Consider the following 16353-nt stretch of genomic DNA (forward strand, 5'->3'; position numbering starts at 1 on the left):
AAAAGCAGTGCGCCTGTGTCTGCTAGTATCGCTTCGGAGTATGCTTCCTCAGCGCAAGGGAACGAAGAAGGTTATTCAAGTAGCACCCTCACTGCGGGGGTCTCACCTTAGCCCTTCCTCCCGCAGGAGTCTACGTATATTCCCTACGCTGAATCAGTGCATTGTTCGTCCTTTTATCTTCTCATTTTACTTATGTCCCAGCCTCTACGGGTTCTATTACACAATATACTTTTCTGCTTCAATAATGCCTGCTGCGATTTCACGTTTTTTGGCAATTACGTTTGTCGGTGTATGGCGGGTTAATTTACGTAATGAAGAAAGCATCATTCGTAATGTGTCACCATCTTCCACAGCAATTAGTGTTTCTTTCGCATCTGCTTCAATTCGGTTAAAAGCTTCTTGTACGTAAACTTGGGTATACAATAGCTTCTGCTTATTTTTCTCTATACCCGATTTCGTGATTGCTTTTTCCGTACGAAGGATCACGCTTTCCATGTTATAGACTTCAGCAACCATATCTGCTAGATTTACTAAGATTTCCTGTTCATTCTCTATCTTTTGCATGAACTTTTGAGCAGCTAGGCCAGCACCAAGTAAAACTATCTTCTTCGCATTACGTAGTAAATATTTCTCTTGTTCTAGTGGTTCTGTACCAGGCTCCTCTGGCATCATCATCATTAATTCTTCCTGCAGGCTCATCGCTTTTTGGAATAATGGTAAGTCACCTTTCATCGCCTTTTTCAGCAAAGTTCCTGGAACAAGCAATCTGTTAATCTCATTCGTTCCTTCAAAGATTCGATTAATACGAGAATCCCTATAAATACGTTCTACTTCATACTCCTGCATAAATCCATATCCACCGTGCATTTGTACCGCTTCATCGGCAACATGATCTAATAATTCTGTTGCCATGTATTTATTCATCGAGCATTCGATTTGATATTCGGCAATGGCACGAGCAATTTCACGACCATCCTTTAATTGCTCAGCATCTAAAGACCCCATTCGTTGTTCGAATAAGCCTACCGTACGATATACCGCACTTTCATTCGCATAGATTTCCGATGACAATGTAGCTAATTTTTCTTGTGTTAGCGTAAATTTAGAAATTGGTGTGTTGAATTGCTTCCGCTGGTTCACGTATTGAGTCGCTACCTCAAGTCCACGCTTAGCTCCACCGACACCACCTATTGCTAGCTTATAACGTCCAACATTTAAGATGTTGAAAGCAATAATGTGTCCACGACCTTTTTCACCTAGTAAATTTTCAACAGGTACTTCCGCATCCTCTAGGATTAGCGTACGAGTGGAAGAACTCTTAATCCCCATTTTCTTTTCTTCAGGACCTGTTGATACTCCAGGGAATTCTCGCTCCACGATAAACGCAGAGAAATGTTCACCATCTATTTTAGCGTACACAACAAATACATCCGCAAAAGCAGAGTTTGTTATCCATTGCTTCTCTCCATTTAAAATATAATGGGTACCAGCCTCATTTAATTTAGCAGTTGTTTTTGCTCCTAATGCATCTGAACCTGAACCAGGCTCTGTTAAGGCATAGGCAGCAATTAATTCACCAGTTGCAAGCTTTGGCAAATACTTTTCCTTTTGTTCTTCATTTCCGAAGAATACGATTGGCAGTGAACCAATACCAACATGTGCTCCGTGCGTAATGGAAAAACCGCCTGCACGAGCAAATTTTTCCGTGATTAAGGATGAACTTATTTTATCTAATGCTAAACCACCATACTCCTCTGGAACATCCGCACCTAATAATCCTAGTTCACCTGCTTTTTTCAACAATTCTACAGAATGTTCAAATTCATGGTTCTCCAGTTTTTCCGTTAATGGTAATACTTCACCCACTACGAAATCCTCTGTCGTTTTCGCAATCATTTTATGCTCATCGGTAAAATCTTCTGGCGTAATAATGTCTTCTCCTGTTAAATCCTCAATTAGAAATGAACCACCTTTGAACAATTTTTCCTTTGTTTCACTCATTCGTTTCATCCCTCTCTTAATTTAAATGAATAGATACTAGATAACTAGATTACAGCAATTCAAATACACCCGCTGCACCCATTCCGCCACCGATACACATCGTCACGACACCAAACTGAACGTTACGACGCTTCATTTCATACGCAAGACTTAAGGTTAATTTCGTCCCTGTCATCCCTAAAGGGTGTCCAAGAGCAATTGCGCCACCATTTACATTGACAATTGTAGAATCTAAATCAAGGGCTTGGATAACCCGAACAGATTGTGAGGCAAAAGCTTCATTCAATTCAAATAGCCCGATATCTTGAACACTTAGCCCCGCAATTTCTAATGCCTTTGGTATTGCTTTTACTGGTCCAACTCCCATGATTTCTGGTTCCACCCCAGCAACCGCAAAGGAACGGAATTTAACGAAAGGCGTTAAGCCTTCTGCCTCTGCTTTTTCTCGGTCCATAACAAGCACCGTTGCAGCGCCATCACTCATTTGAGAAGAGTTTCCTGCTGTTACACTGCCTTGCACATGGAATGCCGGTCGAAGCTTCGCTAAAACTTCTAACGTAGTATCAGGTCTTACCCCTTCATCTGTATCAAATAAGAACGATTTTTCTTCCACTTTATTGTTATTTCCAATAACGCGTTCGGTGATTTCAACTGGGACAATTTCGTCCTTAAATTTTCCATCCGCAATCGCCTTGGCTGCCCGCTCGTGGCTTTGTACAGCAAATGCGTCCTGATCCTCACGTGAAATATTAAATCGTTTTGCAACCTCTTCTGCCGTATGCCCCATTCCCATAAAATAGCCAGGTGCATTTTCTACTAAAGTAGGATTTGGTTTAATAACGTGACCAGGCATTGGGACAAGACTCATAGATTCCGCACCACCGGCAATAATGGTGTCACTCGCACCAAGCATAATTCGCTCTGACGCATAAGCAATACTTTGTAAACCAGATGAACAATAGCGATTAATCGTAATTCCTGGCACATCGTGTTTGAGTCCAGCAAGACCAGCAATATTACGAGCCATGTTCATCCCTTGCTCTGCTTCTGGTATAGCACAACCAATGATGACGTCATCAATATTGCCATCATAATTTCCAGCACGCTTTAATGTTTCTTTTATCGTTAATGCTGCTAAATCATCAGGTCTTGTATTTCGTAATGATCCTTTATTCGCTTTCCCTACAGGGGTTCTAGCACCTGCGACAATAACTGCTTCCTTCACAATTTATCCCCCTCCTCATTAATTCCTTAATGGTTTACCTTTTAAGAGCATGTGCTGCATGCGAGCTTGTGTTTTTGGTTCAGCAATTAAGCTTAAGAATGCTTCTCGTTCTAAATCAAGCATCACTTGCTCATCAATCAATGTCCCTTCCTTAATCCGTCCACCTGATAATACATATGCTAATTTCTCCGCAATCTTCACATCGTGGTCGGATGCATAGCCGCCAAATTGTAATGTCTTGGCCCCAAGTAACATGGCCGCATATCCGGCTTCTCCTACCACAGGAATTTTTTCCCGTTTAGGAGCACGGTAACCAGCATTTGCTAATTCTAGTACACGTTGCTTCGCATCAAAGATAACATGATCTGGATTTACACTGATACGATCAAACGCATCTAAATATCCGTTTTCACGTGCTTCCGCAGCCGAAGTTGATACTTTGGCCATGGCAACTTTTTCAAATACATCATTGGCAACCTTTGTTAAATCAAAATTAATTCCTTTTGGTAAGTTACGAAGCTGTTTTAGGTAAAGCTCTTTCGTACCACCTCCACCAGGGATTAACCCGACGCCGAACTCAACTAGCCCCATATATGTTTCAGCTGATGCTTGGATAGCCGCTGCTGGCAAGGATACCTCCGCACCTCCACCAAGTGCCATATTAAATGGCGCTACTACGACCGGCTTTTCCGAATACTTAATGGCGGTACCCATATCCTGGAACATTTTAACGACCATATCGAGCTCAAAGAAGTTGTCATCCTGCGCTTCCATGAGCATTAATGCTAAGTTAGCACCGACACAGAAGTTCTTCCCTTGGTTACCAATAACAAGTCCTTTATAGTTCTTGCCAACCTCTTCTATTGCAAAATTAACCATTTGCATAATATCTAATCCAATTGCATTACTCTTCGAATGAAACTCCAGTAACGCCACATCATCCCCGATATCAATTAAGCTTGCTCCTGTATTCTTCTTAATAACGCCATTTGCATCCTTTAGCCGTTTAAGATTAATTTCCTTTGGATTAAATTCTTGGACTGTATAATGACCATTCGTAATGTAGTACACATTCTCATTATCCGTTTTATAAAAGGACTCATTACCATCTTCAATAAGCTTCAATACCCAATCTGGAATGGTTTCACCTTCCTGTTGCATACGCTCAACCGATGCTTTCAATCCGATGGCATCCCACGTTTCAAACGGACCAATTTCCCAGCCAAACCCCCACTTCATCGCTTGATCAATCGCTAAAATATCATCAGCAATTTCACCAACGAGCTCTGCAGAGTAAAGTAAAGCAGGCTTTAATATGGACCAAATCAAATCTCCAGCACGATCACCACGAGCTGATACAAGCGCTTTCAATTTATTACGAGAGCCTTTTGCCTGTTTCGCTAATTCAACCGCTGGTGACTTTAATTTTTTGCGATCCTCATATTCTAATGTTTCAGGATTTAATTCTAGAATCGTACTACCATCTTTTCCTTTTTTCTTCCAAAAGAATCCTTGACCACTTTTCGCACCTAACCAGCCATTCTCTTGCATCTTCACCATAAACTCTGGTACATCAAAAACTTCCTTTTTAGCACCATCTACCTGATCATAGACATTACGTGCGACATGGATAAACGTATCTAACCCGACTACATCCAGTGTGCGGAAAGTCGCACTCTTTGGTCGACCAATTAACGGACCAGTGACAGAGTCAACCTCACCAATACTATAGCCACCTTTTAACATTTCCCTTACCGTAATTAGTAAACCATAGGTTCCTATTCGATTAGCGATAAAGTTCGGGGTATCCTTCGCCTCCACAACACCCTTTCCTAATTCATCTTCACCAAATTGTTTAATGAAGGCTAATATATCCGGATCCGTATGTTTGGTCGGGATAACCTCAAGCAATTTTAAGTAGCGTGGCGGATTAAAGAAATGCGTCCCTAAGAAATGCTTCTGGAAATCATCTGACCGCCCTTCAGCCATCGCCTCAACTGAGATACCAGAAGTATTTGAGCTAACGATAGCTCCCGTTTTCCGGAATTGGTCTACTTTTTCCAATACAAGCTTTTTAATATCTAGTCGCTCCACAACAACTTCAATAATCCAATCAACCTCGCGTAACTTTTCCATATCATCTTCCAGATTACCGACTGCAATTAAGTCAAGACTTGCCCTTGATGTTATTGGTGATGGTTTTTGTTTTAGTAACGCTTGCTTCCCTTGTGTTGCAATTCGGTTTCGAACCGCCTTATCTGCTAATGTCAATCCTTGCTTTGCTTCTTGGTCGGTTAATTCTCTCGGTACGATATCAAGCATTAAGGTAGGAATACCGATGTTAGCCAAGTGTGCGGCAATTCCAGAACCCATGACTCCTGAGCCCAAAACCGCAGCGCGCTTGATTGTTCGCTTCATGATTTATCCCCCAATCATTTTTTGAATGAATACTCATTCATTTTATCGTAAAAAATTAAGGACAGTCTCCCATCCATCTACCTTAACTATAAAATAAATTCTGATATTTCGCAATAAAAATACGGAAGAAAAAAATTATTCCTTATTTGCATCATAAATACCGTTAAGAAATCAGGCATCAGTCCCAACTGTTTGGGGTAATTGTGTATCTACATCACCTAGTTCTCGAATAGATTGTCTATATAGTGGCAAATTACGAAAACCAAGTCTATCCATCTATAAAAATCGTAATCATTCTTATTTACAAATCGTAACGATTACGATAATATAAGTACAGTAGATTATACTCGAGAGGAATTACCATGAAAAATTATACCTTATTTTATATAGCCTTATTAGTTATTACCCTATTTATTTCTGGATGTGCCATTGAAAAATCAACTGGTAATCCAAATGCCGTTTTAACGATTTATACATCCGTGTATCCAATTCAATATGCGGTCGAACGAGTTGGTGGTGATACGGTAAATACCGCTTCTGTTTTCCCTCCTGGTGTCGACGCACACACATACGAGCCCACTTCAAAAGAAATGGCAAACATTGCTAAAGGTGAGGTGATGCTTTTATCTATATTGGGAATGGGATGGAAGGTTTTACCGATAGCATGGCAGATGCATTAGCTTCACAGGAAGTTGAACTGATTGAGCTTCATGAACATGAAGAATTGTTTACTAGCACTCATGAAGAACATGATCACGAAGAGTCAAGTGCAGAACATAATGGTCATCAACACGGTGATTATGATCCTCATTTCTGGATAGATCCACTTCGCATGCTGGAAATGGCTCAAATTGTGGAAACAAAACTCTCCGAATTAAACCCAGAAAAATCCGATCTATATCAGGAAAATTTTCAGAACTTAAAAGAAGATCTGCTTTCGCTAGACCAGGAGTTCATGGATACATTAGAAGCAAAAACCAATAAACATATTCTTGTCGCACATGCTGCGTTTGGCTATTGGGAGGAGCGTTACGGAATTGAGCAAATCGCTATTAATGGCATGACGTCAAGTAGCGAACCTTCACAAAAAGAATTAACAGAAATTATTGAGTTAGCAAAAGAACATCATCTACAATACATTATTTTTGAACAAAACGGTTCCAGCCATGTCTCCGAAATTATTCAAGAGCAAATTGGAGCGGAGGCATTACTTATTCATAATCTTTCTGTTCTAACAGAAACTGATATAAACGAAAACAAAGACTACCTATCATTAATGCGTGAGAATTTACAAGTTCTCAAAACAGCCATTAACTAGAGGAAAGGATGCTTATTCATGCGTGAATCCATCATCTCTATACAAGACGTTAGCTTTACCTACGAATATAAAAATGTGCTTGATCATATAACACTTGACATTCCCAAAGGTTCTTTTATGGGGCTAATCGGACCAAATGGCGGTGGAAAAACAACGCTCATTAAGCTATTACTTGGTGAATTGAGACCTACGTCAGGTTCCATTACGTTATTTAATACACCAATAGGCACCTATAAAGATTGGCATAAAATAGGTTTTGTATCACAAAAATCAAATTCCTTTAACAAGGAGTTCCCCGCAACGGTGTATGAGGTTGTATCGATGGGCTTAACAGCAAAGATAGGCTATTTACGGTTTTTCAATCAAAAGCATAAAGCCAAAATATTACACGCGATAGATCTAGTTGGTATGCGTGAGTATGCATATGAGAATATCGGTAACCTTTCAGGAGGACAACAGCAACGGGTCTTCATTGCCCGTTCACTTGTAAACGATCCAGAATTGCTGATATTAGACGAACCTACCGTTGGTGTTGATACAGAAAATGTTCAACGGTTTTACGAACTACTTCATGACTTAAATAAAAATCATGGCATTACCTTACTACTTGTTACACATGATACTGGTACAATGACCGAATATGCGACAGATATTGCTTGTTTAAATAGAACATTGCATTTCCATGGAGAGCCTAAAGAGTACGTAACGCTATCAGAGAAGGATTTATCAACGGTATATGGACATTCGGTTAGTCTTATGTCTCATAACCATTGATTGTTGGAGGAAACCAAATGTTTACTGATTTAATCGAATTTGATTTTTTACGCCATACGTTTTTAACCGGAATTCTAATAGGAGTTATTGCACCACTACTTGGCACATTTATTGTCGTTAGACGGTTATCCTTAATAGCCGATGCACTTTCCCATGTTACTTTAGCAGGAATTGCATTCGGTTTATTTTTAGAGAAAAAATTTGCATTTATGTTACTCCCGCCTCTATACAGTGGCATGGTCTTCTCTGTCATCGGATCGATTTTCATCGAAAAACTTCGTAGTGTGTATAAATCGTATCAAGAGATTGCTATCCCGATAATTTTGTCAGGTGGGGTTGGATTAAGTGTTATTTTCATTGCACTTGCAGATGGATTTAATACAGAGGTTATCAATTATTTGTTTGGTTCTGTTTCTGCAGTGAGTAAGACGGATTTCATTACCATCTTATGCATTTCTATTTTTGTTGTCCTTATCATCCTATTTTTTTATAAAGAGTTATTTACCCTGTCCTTCGATGAAGAACATGCACGAATTTCTGGAATCCATTCTAAACCAATTCACTTACTCTTTATTGTTTTAACAGCTTTAGTAATTGCAGCTTCCATTCGTATTGTTGGGGTACTTTTAGTATCTGCCTTAATGACCTTACCGGTGGCGGCAAGCATGCGACTCGCAAAAGGGTTTAAACAAATGATGTTTCTTTCTATTGCATTTGGTGAGTTAGCTGTTATGATAGGATTAATATCTGGTTATTACTTGAATATTCCACCAGGCGGAACGATTGTTGCTGTATCGATTATTATTCTACTAATTTCGATAAGTGTGAAACGAATCCGTTTTGGTAGTAAAGCGAGGGTTTAATCATGAACACAACCGATGCGATTGAATTATTAAAGAAAAAAGGCTATAAAACTACTGGAAAACGCAAGGATATTTTAACCTATTTTGAAGAAGCAAACGGTTATCGTACTGCGAAGGATTTAATTCAACATTTAGAAGAAACCTATGAGGGTATTAGCTTTGACACGATATATCGTAACCTTCATCTATATAATGAAGTCGGTATTTTAGAAACAACGGAATTAAATGGAGAGAAGCATTTTCGCATGAATTGTACGAGTCATCACCACCATCACTTTATTTGTAAGGATTGTGGCAGAACAAAAGAAATTGAAGTATGTCCAATGGACGAGGTGAAACAGTCCTTATCCAACTACGAAATCGAGGATCATAAATTCGAGATTTATGGCTTATGTCCACAATGTCAAAGCGTTTGAATTCCTTAAAGCTATTGCTGACTATTGGGATTGGTGGTATGATAGGCGCTTCTTCTCGTTACGGGATATCAATCGGCGTAGTGAATGCAACCTCTTTTCCCATGGAAACATTGCTCGCCAATTTAATTGGTTGCTTCATCCTTAGTTTTTTACTACATTACGCTTCAATAAAGAAGAAATTATCAAAAGAAGTGTTTACAGGACTAACTACTGGAATCCTAGGTTCATTTACAACGTTTTCTACCTTTGCAGTAGAAACTGTAACCCTTGGTCATCAAAGTATTACACTTGCTATACTGTATGTTTTCATTAGTGTTGTCGGTGGTGTCCTGTTATGCTTACTCGGTTATCATTTAGCAATTAGAAAGCAGGAACATATATGAATTTACTTGCAGTCGCAGCAGGAGGATTTTTCGGAAGTATCCTCCGCTACTCTGTTACTATTTTCTTTCATAAACGATTATTAGGTACATGGATTGCTAACATTTCTGGCTCTGCACTACTAGCCATTTTGTTTTACTACCATTCTACGGCAGAACTCTCTGATCTGATATGGCTATTCTTTGGTGTTGGCCTATGTGGGGCCTATACAACTTTTTCTACATTCGGCAATGAAACCATTCACTTAATCATAGCGAAACAATATAAAGCTGCCGCTATTTACGTAATTAGCTCAGTACTCGTCTCGTTAGTCGTAGTTGGGATAATGCTCTTTTTATTACGTCATGATTTTTAAGCCAATCGCCGCTGATAAAACCATTACAATAAACAGAATACGCCATCTATCTGTCGACTCCTGATAGACAATCATACCAACAATAACACTACCGACTGTCCCAATTCCTGTCCAAACAGCATACGCAGTTCCCATTGGTAATGTTTGCATGGCCAAGGATAAAAATAAGAAACTAAGTGAAAAACCGCCAATTAAGAAAAGAAAATTTCCAATACTTTTTTTCTGATTTACTTTATTAATTCCCGTAACACCTAATACCTCACATAAACCAGCTAAAACAATATATACCCAAGCCATTAACCCTTCTCTCCTTCTACACTTTTCTGATTACTTACCATCTTCAACCCAATGACACCAATAAGTAAAATACTAATCAACAGGATCTTGATTCCCTGTAATGGCTCACCAAAAACAACCGCTTCCGTAATAACAGTTCCTGCTGTTCCCATTCCGGTAAACACCGCATAAGTCGTACCTACTGGTAAACTTCTCGTTGCAACAAGCAATGCGTGCATACTTAGATATATCGCTACAATTGTCAAACTCCACGTTAAAAAGCTATCCGCATATTTCAAGCCGCTAACCCATCCTACTTCAACTATCACCCCTAGCCAAACCATGTTCCAGGCTCTAGTTGTTTTTCGCACACTAATCATCCTCCTATTGTCTCCCGACCAATCAAAAAAAGCCCGGGAGATATCCTATTAACGATATCCTCCCGGGCTTTTATCCCTCCGTGTACACTTTACGTGCGTTTTCTCTCGGACCTGGCCATGAATTTCATGCGGAACCCTAGAAAACTTTTATTAGAATTCCATTATGCCATCATACGTAAATTAGTTCAAGTCTTTCCTGACACTTACCAATTTTTGCTCTAACAACCTTAATACAGCTTTTAGCTGCTCTACTTCCTCCACTGTCACATCCAATTGGCCATAGCGAACCTTCTGATACACGATTGAATCACCTTCAACTCCAATTCGTGTAAACCATTCTTCAATTGACTCATAGCTTCTCCGTCCTAATTGATGCTTAGCGGCTCTTTTTTCCAGTTGATACATTAATTTTCGAACTGGGTGATCAAGTTTATCCTTACGTCGGTTAACTATCCTCCTAAAGAATTGACGCCTTTTGTCAAGCTGCTCTACCTTGTTCGTCTGTTCCTGTTCAGACTGCTCCACTACGTCCGCCTTATGTTTCAGCTTCCGGTAAATAATTAGGATAAACAGCGCAATAATTACGAGCGTAACAATAAATAAAAACAGATTAAAGTTTCCACTCTCATATGTATTAATCGGCATTTCTTCCTGTGATGAACCAATTTCTTCCGGTACATCTCCGCTAGGCTGACTCTTCTCCACCAATAAATCAAACTGTAGAAACTCTAGCCCTTTAGCGACAACTCCAACCACGACCGTTAGTGCTCGGCCAAAAATATCCCAAACTGCTCCCATCATCTTAGTTGCTGTGTTTGATAAATAATACACGACGAAAGTAATTAGTAAAAAAAGTCCGCTCCAGGTTAACCATATTGTACGATTAAATGCGTTTCTTTCTTCCTTTTTAATCATGACAAGATTACTTATCGTAAACCCAAGGAGGATGGTAAATATTTGGATAATGAGAAAGACAATAATCTCAAGATCTCGTATAACAAGTAGCCCGATTATCGTTAAAGCAAACGTAATCACTAAATAGGTAGCTTCGTTATTTAATAATGTCTTGGTACGAATCGTGATATATCTCCAGATGAGCAATCCAGTAAATACAACACTGACTGTATAAGAATATCCTACTAAGATAAATAATAGAAGAATAATAGGGATTGCGATAATTGCTGGTAGATGACTCGTAGTAAATTTTGTACAAACTAAAAAAGCAAGGCCAATTCCTAAAATCAAAGCTATGTAAATCCATCCTGGTACCGTCTCGAAATAATAAAACAAAAACGGAATGACAGCTAAATATATGATGATTCCTTCACTAATAAAGTGGTAGGTATTAGTTATATGTTGATGTTTTACGACCATATAATCATCCTTTATCAATAGTCTTAATGGAATTCTGATATTACAACCATTAAGGCACTATAGTCTATCACAATATGATTCTCCATTCTACAGCAAATCAATAATTAAGCAATTCGTATATCTAATTAACATCTTTCTTAGAAGCATTTAGCACCATTGGCTTAATAAATGCCCCTTCGTCTTGAGCCTCGACAACTTGATAGATACTACTTTGCACCTGGTTCCATGACCGCATAATTCCCATCGCTTCAGATGATATATCACCAATCATAATTACTGTTTTTGGCTTTATAAATTGCTTTCCAATCTGAAATAGCATGTTTTTAAATGGGAGCATTGGCGCTTGCTTGTGTACACGAGCCAACATTTCTAGCGCGTGCATGTAGTGGGTTCTTCCCTCTCCCTCATGTAATTGCATGTAGGAAACCTTCCCATGTTTTCTTGCATTTATATACAGTTCAAATGGTATGCCCATCTTTGTTGCATACTCACTTAGATACGCTGCATAGGATAGTAGGTTTTCTAAATTCTTATTGAAGCTTACTAGACTTTTATCATTTTGCATTCCAAGGTTAATGATAAACACAAAGGAACGATCAACTACCTTCTCATAAATATTAGTTTGTAACTTTTGTGTTTTGACAGATGCCTTCCAATTAATTTTATGGAAAGGATCACTATAACTGTAATCTCTTGTTCCAAGTGGACTTTGAATATCCTCAAACGGTGAAAAATTCAATCTGCTCTCACCCTGCATCATATGGTAGACAACATCAATACCTTGTACTGGAAGTAGTTTAGGATACACAATAAGTTCCGTCCGATAAAAATCATGATACCGTAATCGTACCGAGCTGAAATTAAGTAAATGTGGATATGTATACGTAATATTTTTCACTCGTGCAACTCCACGATGCTCAGCCACTACAGGAACCTCTACGATAGTATTTTTCTTTTGAATAAGTGTCAGTGAGTGTTGTAGTTCCTTCCAGTACTCCTTATCTTTCGTGAACGTATAGGCCCTAATTGCCGAACCAATTTGAAAACTGAAGGAGCCGTTGATTATTGGAAATATGGACTGATTTTCTATTTCCAATGTCATTGTTGCTTTTTCTTCGGGAAATAACTTAATCGTTGTAGTTGGATTTCTCATCACGATACGTTTTCGTATACTACGATCATAAATTCGATAAGCAACTAAATAAGCAGCAAAGATTCCTACCCCGATGAACACAATCCCTGCTCGAAAGATGGCCCCAATAATGAAGAATACAATTGAAGCCAGTAGAATCGCATCATAGCTACTAGAATCCTCTGATCCTACTTCCTTTCTCCAGTTCATTGGCTAACTGCTCCTTCTTCAACCGGAACAGGTATATGCTGAAGAATTTCCTGAACAATTTGTTCCGCAGTCTTTTTAATAGAGCCCTCCATGGTCAAAATAATTCGGTGTTCAAACACATACGGTGTTAACGTTTTTATGTCATCCGGAGTAACATATCTGCGCCCTTGTAAAAATGCTCTTGCTTGAGCTGCTCGCATCAAAGCTAGCATTCCACGCGGACTTATCCCCAAGTCAATCTCGAAATGTTCACGAGAAGCATGTACTAAATCTAATAAATACTCATTTACGACCTCAGAGATGGCTACTTGTTTGATTTCCCTCTGTATCGATCGTATCTCGTCTACTGTTAAAACTGCTGTAATTTCCTCAAATGGATCATTTGACCGATACGTAGTTAACATTTGCTTCTCTTCTTCTTTAGATGGATACCCTAAATCAATTTTAAATAGAAAACGATCAAGCTGTGCCTCTGGCAATGGAAAAGTTCCGTAATTACTCTCCACTGGATTTTGTGTTGCGATAACAATAAATGGAGATTCTACTTTAATTGTTTCTCCATCAATAGTAGATTGATATTCTTCCATAACCTCTAGCAAGCTTGACTGCGTCTTAGGTGTTGCACGGTTAATTTCATCCGCTAGTAATACATTAGATACGACCGGACCAACACGTAGTTCAAACTCTTGTGTTTTCGGATTAAAGAAGCGTATCCCTGTCACATCGCTCGGTAATACATCAGGTGTAAACTGAACACGACTAAACTTGCCGTCCATTATTTTTGCAAAACTTTTCGCAAGCTTTGTTTTCCCGGTACCAGGAACACTTTCCAATAAAACGTGACCCTGGGCTAACAATGCGATAAATAATAAATCTACTACTGATTCTTTTCCGTAAATTACTCGATTTAATGCCGCTTTTGCCAATTTAATGTTTTCCATCTATATTACCCCCAATTGTACTAAAAATTAGATAATTATCACAATTATAACATAATTAGTAATTGTATACGGAGGTATCCGTTAAAAAGTTTCAGATTACAGAAAAAAACAAGCCCCTAGGAGCTTGTTTTTAACTAAACGCTTTAATGATTTTTACTTTTTTAATTTGATAGCCATCATTTTCTTCAACCACAAACTGATAGCCATCATGCTCAACGGTTGTTCCTTTTTTCGCTTCTACATTATTATTAATGATCCAACCAGCTATCGTATCAACTTCTTCCTCATCTAGTTCCGTGCCTAGATATTCATTCAGTTCATACAATAACAGCTTCCCATCTACTAAAACTACACCATTATCCAATTCTTCTATCATTGGCGTTTCATGAGCATCAAATTCATCTCGGATTTCCCCAACGATTTCTTCTAGAATATCCTCAACCGTAATTAAACCAGCAGTCCCACCGTACTCATCAACAACAATTGCCATATGAATTCGTTCTTTTTGCATTCGCAATAAAACTTGCTTTATCGGTGTAGATTCAGACACATGCAATATAGGACGTATATGTGGTTCGATTGATTCCTTCCTACTAGTAATATGACCAGTAAACAGCTCTTTAATGTTTACTAATCCAATAATATGGTCTTTATCCCCATCAGCAACTGGATATCTCGTATATTGCCCTTCACTGATGACATTAATATTCGTTTCATAACTATCCTCTTTAAAGAAGCAAACCATTTCTGTACGTGGAACCATAATCTCTCTAGCGACTCGCTCATCAAATTCAAAGATATTGTTCACATACGTCATTTCTGATTTGTTAATTTCCCCATTTTTGTAACTCTCCGAAAGAATGAAACGCAGTTCTTCTTCAGAATGAGCACTCTCACTAGCCTGAATAGGTTTCATACCAAATAAACGAATGATAGCTTTAGCTGCTCCATTTAATAGGAATGTTAAAGGCATTAATATAATCCGGAATAGAAGCAGAGGCTTAGCGACTTTTAGAGCAAAAGTCTCAGCCTTTTGCGTTGCTACTGCTTTAGGTACCAGTTCCCCGAAAATAACACGTAAACATAACATAATGACAAAGGCAATAATAAACGATAAGAAACCAGCTGATTCCTGAATCCCTGTCTTGTCTAACATTGGATGAAAGGCTGCCTCGACTGAGCCTTTACCAATCCACCCCAAGCCTAATGCTGTAATCGTAATACCAATTTGACAAACATTAATATAAGCATTCAGATTATCTGCTATTTTCCTTAGCGATTCAGCTTCTCTTTTACCTTCTTCAATCATTTGGTCAATTCGAGTAGAACGGACCTTTACAATAGCAAATTCGGTTGCTACAAAGAATGCTGTTAGCAGAATCAATGCAGCAACCCAAAGTAAGTTAACTATATCCAATTAATATCCTTGTACCAGTTGATACAAGGACTTCACCTCCTGATTTAACAATAAATTGTATACTCCGACCCATTTGTAGATGATTCAATCCGTGTGGAAATAGAAACATCTATAAATTGTAAAATAGTAGTGGTTAATGTTACCTTCCCATCACAATCACCTACCTTCCTAAGATAATTATATTCTATCTAATTTCACCCGTCTACAAAAAAATAATTTAAAAGAATAAGAATCACAGGGTATAAAGAAAGCGAGCACTTTACATGAACTGCCCCCTGTCAAGTAGACAGGTAAAAAAACAAATTTTTTGTGCCATGTATGAATTCCATGCATGGCTTTTCTTATGCTGGAATTCTTAGCCCCATCTTCAACGTCACGCGCTTTGTATTATAAAATTCAATATAAGCCTCAATATCTTTTTCTAATTCTTCAAATGTGTTATAAGTGGTTAATCGATACATCTCTTCCTTGATGATCCCCCAAAAATTCTCCATTGGACCGTTATCAATACATCTACCAACACGTGACATGCTCTGGATAATTTTGTGTTCTTCCACAAAGTTTTTAAATCCATGGGAGGTGTATTGAAAGCCACGATCACTATGAAATAATGTCTTCATTGGAATAATCGTATCTTTAATCTGAGTGACCGTATCACGTACTAAGGCATTGTTATTATGTCGTGATAATTTATAGGCTACAATTTTATTTTCACCATAATCCAAGATGGCACTTAAATATGCTTTCGAATGAACTCCGTACTTGAATTCAGTGACATCTGTTAATAATACTTCCATCGCGTTATAGTCGGCTTGGAATTTTCTATTTAAAACATTTTCAGCTATATGTTGCGGTTTATGTGGCTTATAGGT

17 protein-coding genes and 1 riboswitch are annotated in these 16353 nt (G+C 38.5%); of the genes, 7 read left to right on the forward strand and 10 right to left on the reverse strand.

Annotated features, from left to right (window positions below; all coding sequences use genetic code 11):
* Nucleotides 1-216 precede the first annotated feature (216 nt).
* Genes JF53_RS02865 through JF53_RS02875 form a run of 3 tightly spaced genes read right to left on the reverse strand, consistent with a single transcriptional unit; the run spans nucleotide 217 to nucleotide 5644 of the window.
* The gene (locus JF53_RS02865; RefSeq protein WP_047979617.1) at nucleotides 217-2001 is read right to left on the reverse strand and encodes an acyl-CoA dehydrogenase family protein; all 1785 of its coding nucleotides are present in this window, start codon (nucleotides 1999-2001) and stop codon (nucleotides 217-219) included.
* Nucleotides 2002-2050: 49 nt separating this feature from the next.
* Complete coding sequence (locus JF53_RS02870; RefSeq protein ID WP_047979616.1) at nucleotides 2051-3226, reverse strand: acetyl-CoA C-acetyltransferase; 1176 nt, start codon at nucleotides 3224-3226, stop codon at nucleotides 2051-2053.
* A gap of 18 nt (nucleotides 3227-3244) precedes the next feature.
* Nucleotides 3245-5644, reverse strand: a complete 2400-nt coding sequence (locus JF53_RS02875; protein WP_047979615.1) for a 3-hydroxyacyl-CoA dehydrogenase/enoyl-CoA hydratase family protein — start codon at nucleotides 5642-5644, stop codon at nucleotides 3245-3247.
* A 362-nt stretch (nucleotides 5645-6006) separates the two neighbouring features.
* Here JF53_RS02875 and JF53_RS17935 point away from each other — a divergent pair, with 362 nt between their 5' ends.
* From JF53_RS17935 to JF53_RS02905, 7 genes are read left to right on the forward strand one after another with little or no spacing between them, the layout of a single operon-like run.
* On the forward strand, nucleotides 6007-6324 hold the full coding sequence (locus JF53_RS17935) for a metal ABC transporter solute-binding protein, Zn/Mn family (protein WP_269083294.1): 318 nt from the start codon (nucleotides 6007-6009) through the stop codon (nucleotides 6322-6324).
* Nucleotides 6309-6962 (forward strand): metal ABC transporter solute-binding protein, Zn/Mn family, encoded by a 654-nt coding sequence (locus JF53_RS02880; protein WP_269083295.1) that lies wholly within the window; start codon nucleotides 6309-6311, stop codon nucleotides 6960-6962. The genes JF53_RS17935 and JF53_RS02880 overlap by 16 nt, the downstream gene beginning before the upstream one ends.
* 18 nt (nucleotides 6963-6980) lie before the next feature.
* Nucleotides 6981-7736 carry a metal ABC transporter ATP-binding protein gene (locus JF53_RS02885; protein ID WP_047979614.1) on the forward strand — a complete coding sequence of 252 codons (756 nt, stop codon included), beginning with the start codon at nucleotides 6981-6983 and terminating at the stop codon, nucleotides 7734-7736.
* A 17-nt stretch (nucleotides 7737-7753) separates the two neighbouring features.
* On the forward strand, nucleotides 7754-8599 hold the full coding sequence (locus JF53_RS02890; protein WP_047979613.1) for a metal ABC transporter permease: 846 nt from the start codon (nucleotides 7754-7756) through the stop codon (nucleotides 8597-8599).
* A gap of 2 nt (nucleotides 8600-8601) precedes the next feature.
* Complete coding sequence (locus JF53_RS02895) at nucleotides 8602-9015, forward strand: Fur family transcriptional regulator (RefSeq protein ID WP_047979612.1); 414 nt, start codon at nucleotides 8602-8604, stop codon at nucleotides 9013-9015.
* Nucleotides 8991-9398: a fluoride efflux transporter CrcB gene (gene crcB, locus JF53_RS02900; protein ID WP_047979611.1), complete on the forward strand. Its 408-nt coding sequence runs from the start codon at nucleotides 8991-8993 to the stop codon at nucleotides 9396-9398. Before JF53_RS02895 ends, crcB begins: the two co-directional genes overlap by 25 nt.
* The gene (locus JF53_RS02905) at nucleotides 9395-9751 is read left to right on the forward strand and encodes a fluoride efflux transporter FluC (protein WP_047979610.1); all 357 of its coding nucleotides are present in this window, start codon (nucleotides 9395-9397) and stop codon (nucleotides 9749-9751) included. The genes crcB and JF53_RS02905 overlap by 4 nt, the downstream gene beginning before the upstream one ends.
* Here JF53_RS02905 and JF53_RS02910 read toward each other — a convergent pair.
* From JF53_RS02910 to JF53_RS02940, 7 genes are all read right to left on the reverse strand, one after another.
* Nucleotides 9734-10048: a DMT family transporter gene (locus tag JF53_RS02910; protein ID WP_047979609.1), complete on the reverse strand. Its 315-nt coding sequence runs from the start codon at nucleotides 10046-10048 to the stop codon at nucleotides 9734-9736. The two genes, JF53_RS02905 and JF53_RS02910, sit on opposite strands and share 18 nt — an antisense overlap.
* Complete coding sequence (locus tag JF53_RS02915) at nucleotides 10048-10371, reverse strand: DMT family transporter (RefSeq protein WP_236686898.1); 324 nt, start codon at nucleotides 10369-10371, stop codon at nucleotides 10048-10050. Before JF53_RS02915 ends, JF53_RS02910 begins: the two co-directional genes overlap by 1 nt.
* 93 nt (nucleotides 10372-10464) lie before the next feature.
* Nucleotides 10465-10558: riboswitch (guanidine-I (ykkC/yxkD leader) on the reverse strand.
* Nucleotides 10559-10587: 29 nt separating this feature from the next.
* On the reverse strand, nucleotides 10588-11781 hold the full coding sequence (locus JF53_RS02920) for a DUF4129 domain-containing protein (protein WP_047979607.1): 1194 nt from the start codon (nucleotides 11779-11781) through the stop codon (nucleotides 10588-10590).
* 121 nt (nucleotides 11782-11902) lie between these two features.
* Nucleotides 11903-13123: a DUF58 domain-containing protein gene (locus JF53_RS02925; protein ID WP_047979606.1), complete on the reverse strand. Its 1221-nt coding sequence runs from the start codon at nucleotides 13121-13123 to the stop codon at nucleotides 11903-11905.
* Entirely contained in the window at nucleotides 13120-14064 is a 945-nt protein-coding gene (locus JF53_RS02930) for an AAA family ATPase (RefSeq protein ID WP_047979605.1), read from the reverse strand. The genes JF53_RS02925 and JF53_RS02930 overlap by 4 nt, the downstream gene beginning before the upstream one ends.
* Nucleotides 14065-14194: 130 nt before the next feature.
* A complete protein-coding gene (locus tag JF53_RS02935) occupies nucleotides 14195-15481 on the reverse strand; it encodes a hemolysin family protein (RefSeq protein ID WP_047979604.1) in 1287 nt (428 codons plus the stop codon).
* Nucleotides 15482-15822: 341 nt separating this feature from the next.
* Nucleotides 15823-16353: IS3 family transposase (locus JF53_RS02940; RefSeq protein WP_047982126.1), on the reverse strand; the 531-nt coding region annotated here is incomplete at its 5' end.

It is taken from the genome of Ornithinibacillus contaminans, assembly GCF_001038425.2.
Lineage (GTDB): Bacteria > Bacillota > Bacilli > Bacillales > Amphibacillaceae > Ornithinibacillus > Ornithinibacillus contaminans.